At 75.8% G+C, this 2,187-nt stretch carries 3 protein-coding genes; all 3 read right to left on the bottom strand.

The features are described from left to right. On the bottom strand, positions 1-669 hold a 669-nt coding region (locus tag E0D90_RS25190; protein ID WP_130800229.1), incomplete at its 3' end, for an acyltransferase. A gap of 80 nt (positions 670-749) precedes the next feature. After that, positions 750-1,202, bottom strand: a complete 453-nt coding sequence (locus tag E0D90_RS25185; protein ID WP_103503270.1) for a DUF4442 domain-containing protein — start codon at positions 1,200-1,202, stop codon at positions 750-752. 92 nt (positions 1,203-1,294) lie between these two features. Next, positions 1,295-2,182 carry a spermidine synthase gene (locus E0D90_RS25180; protein ID WP_438827450.1) on the bottom strand — a complete coding sequence of 296 codons (888 nt, stop codon included), beginning with the start codon at positions 2,180-2,182 and terminating at the stop codon, positions 1,295-1,297. Between the last annotated feature and the right edge of the window lie 5 nt (positions 2,183-2,187).

Genomic DNA, 2,187 nt, shown 5'->3' with positions numbered 1-2,187 from the left:
GTAGGGCACCGGCGGCGGGGTGCGCAGGGGTGGCTGCCAGCCTCCCGTGGGGTCCCAGCGGCGCACGGGACGGGCCGGCGCGCCGGCCACGACGGTGTGGTCGGGGACCTCGCCGCGCACCACCGCCCCGGCGGCGACCACGGTGTTGCGCCCCAGGCGGGCGCCGGGGAGTATCACGGCGCCGGTGCCGATCCAGCTGCCCGGCCCGATGGTGACGGGAGCGGCACGCGGCCACTGGTGCCCCACCGGCTGTTCGGGGTCGTCGTAGGAGTGGTTGGTCGAGGTGACGTAGCAGTAGGGGCCGAAGAACACGTCGTCGCCGATGGTGATGGGGGCGTCCGCGACGATGTGGCTGCCGCGCCCGATGACGACGCCGTTCCCGACGCTGACGCGGAGGCCGGTCTCCGCGCCCAGGTCGAGGCCCGGCATCATCCCCGCGGTGAGGGTGACGTCCTGCCCGATGACGCAGTGGTCGCCGAGCGCGATCCAGGGTTCGCCGAAGAGGGTCCCCTGGGGGAAGGCGAGCCGGGTACCGCGGCCCAGGGCGTGGAAGCGGTGCGGTCCGGGGCGGTCGGCGGTGACGGCGGCGGCGTCGCGCAGCCGCCGCCAGACCGCGTGGACGGTGGCGGAGGCGGCTCGGCCGGCGAGGCGGCGTACCGGCGTCAGCACGCGGTCACCCTAACTCCGGTGTTCGGCACGGTGGCGGCGGGGTTCCGGCGGGCGCGGCCGTCTGGCTCGGCCGTCGGGTCTCAGCCGTTGGGGCGGAGGGTCCACACGATGGTCATCTCGCCGGTGACGGCGCCGTCCTCGCGTCGGATCGCGACCTGGACGTCGAATTCGGGGCGGCTGCCGGAGTCGAGTTCGGCGATCACCTCGGCGGCCGGGCGGCCGAGGACGGCGGTGGCGGTGACCGGTCCCATCGCGAGCTTCTGGTAGGCGATCTCGGCGCGGACCGCGAGGGGCACGGCCCGGTCCAGGAGGTCGGCGAAGGCGGCGAGGACGATGGCGCCGGAGGCCGACTCGGCGAGGGTGAACATCGCGCCGGCGTGCGGGCCGCCGAGGTGGTTGTGGTAGTCCGCCTGGTCGGGCAGGGAGACCACGGCACGCTCGGGGGTGGTCTCGACGAAGTCGAGGTTGAGGGTGCGGGCCATGGGCACGGACGCGGCCATCATGTCGCCGATGGAGGGCGGGGTCTCGGACATGACGGGCAGGTTACCAGCCAGTAGCTCCGGCGGGGAGGGTGCCGTCCGTACTCGCCCGCCGCCGGTTCACGGCCCGCGCCCGTTCCACGCGCTCACCCCACGCCGAAGCTGCCCGAGGGCGGCACCGGCGAGGGCCCGCCCGCCCCGTCGACCGGCCGGGCGTCGCCGATCAGCCGGTCGAGACCGGCGCCGTGCACCACCCGGGCGGGGAACGGGTCGGCGGCGCAGCGACGAGCCAGCTCGGCCAGCGGGAGCGGGCCGTCGGAGGCGACGACGACCACGTTGCCGAAGCGGCGGCCGCGCAGCACCGACGGCTCCGCGATCAGGCAGACCTCGGCGAAGACATCGACGGCGTTGGCCAGTTGTGAGCGCAGGAACCCGAAGGGCGCGGAGTCGGCGACATTGGCGGCGTAGCCGCCGCCCGGCCGCAGGGTCGCCGCGACGGAGCGCAGGAACGCCCGGGTGGTCAGGTGGGAGGGGGTCCGGCTGCCGGCGAAGACATCGGCCACCACCAGGTCGGAGGCCGGTCGCTCCCGGGCGCGGCCGCCGAGGGCCTCGGCCGCGTCGCAGGTGAGGAGCTCGATGTCGCATCCGGGCGGCAGCGGCAGATGGCCGGAGACGAAGGCGGCGAGCGGCCCGTCGTTCTCCGCGACGGTCTGCGGGGAGCCGGGCCGGGTGTGCGCGGCGTACCGGGGCAGGGTCAGCGCGCCTCCGCCCAGGTGCAGCAGCCGCAGCGGTGCACCTTCGGGGGCGGCGGTGTCCAGGACGTGCCCGAGGCGCCGCACGTACTCGAACTCCAGGTGGGTGGGGTCGTCGAGGTCGACGTAGGACTGCGGGGCGCCGTCGACGGTCAGCAGCCAGGCGCGTGGCCGGTCGACATCGGGCAGCAGCCGGGCGGCTCCGTGGGCGACGGCCGCGCCGACCGGTACGGGGTCGGGGACGTCGGCGGAGCCGGAGGAGGTGGGCACGGCGCCCAGTATGGCCT

Origin of the sequence: Streptomyces otsuchiensis, assembly GCF_004305975.1 — a bacterium.
Taxonomy (GTDB): domain Bacteria; phylum Actinomycetota; class Actinomycetes; order Streptomycetales; family Streptomycetaceae; genus Streptomyces; species Streptomyces otsuchiensis.
Note: the sequence above shows the minus strand (reverse complement) of the source record. Positions and strands in the feature narration are given on the sequence as shown.

Excerpts from the sequence above, each read along its gene's own strand:
- E0D90_RS25185 (WP_103503270.1), bottom strand. The coding sequence starts at position 1,202 with ATGTCCGAGACCCCGCCCTCCATCGGCGACATGATGGCCGCGTCCGTG.